Below are 1085 nucleotides of genomic sequence, written 5' to 3'. Positions count from 1 at the left end.
CCCTGTTAACGATGTTTCACCGGAGCGTGCCGAAAAAGATTCAAGTACAGGGTCCGTTTCTTTGCTTAAAGGAAAACTCACTGCTTTAAAAGAAAAGCTTTCTAAGAAAACCGATACGGGTGAAGCCACTAAGCGAAGTGAGCCTTATATTGATGATAAGGGCCGTGCCTCACCTAAGACTTCAAAAGGCAAACAACCATATTCTCCAGTAGATTCCGAGCTTGAACAGTCGCCGCCTATTCAGGTCAAAGCGGGTACCAAGGCGCAAGGCAAAGCAGATGATGTTGAGGTTGCAAGTGATGCGTCTAGCGAAACGAAGTCTGGAATTAAAATCTCACCTTTTGTTAAGAAGAGCAAAGCAAGTAAGCGCTTGGAAGATGAAAAGCAGGGGAGTTTGTTTATTGCTTCAGAGGGTCCTTTACCGTCTATATCTTTACTTGATCCTGCAGAAACTAATAAAAAACTCGGCTTCTCCAAAGAGATGCTCGAGCATATGTCTAGGCTACTTGAAGAGAAGCTGGGCGACTTTGGTGTCAAAGCGGAAGTTGTAGAGGTTAATCCCGGCCCGGTGATTACACGTTTTGAGATTCAGCCAGCCCCCGGTGTAAAAGTTAGTAAGATTTCTAATCTAGCGAAGGATCTGGCTCGTTCTTTGGCAGTACTTGCTGTCAGGGTGGTTGAAGTTATCCCTGGTAAGTCAGTAGTTGGTATCGAGATACCAAATGAGCACCGAGAGATTGTCCGCTTTAGCGAAGTTTTGCTATCTAAGGATTATGATGATGCAGAGTCACCGGTTACCCTGGCGTTAGGAAACGATATTGCAGGCGACCCGGTCGTTACAAACTTGGCGAAAATGCCGCACTTGCTGGTAGCCGGTACGACGGGTTCAGGTAAGTCGGTTGGTGTTAACAGTATGATTCTAAGTATGCTGTTTAAAGCACAACCTGATGAAGTGCGTTTTATCATGGTTGATCCAAAGATGTTGGAGCTTTCAATTTATGATGGTATACCGCACCTATTAACCCCAGTGGTAACCGATATGAAAGAGGCTGCGAATGCTCTGCGTTGGTGTGTTGCCGAAATGG

Annotated in this window: 1 protein-coding gene; it reads left to right on the top strand. The window is 45.5% G+C overall.

Annotated features, from left to right (window positions below):
• A partial coding sequence (locus A3766_RS25570) for a DNA translocase FtsK (RefSeq protein ID WP_255375848.1) occupies positions 1 to 1085 on the top strand: 1085 nt, incomplete at both ends.

Source organism: Oleiphilus sp. HI0132, assembly GCF_001635845.1.
Note: the sequence above shows the minus strand (reverse complement) of the source record. Positions and strands in the feature narration are given on the sequence as shown.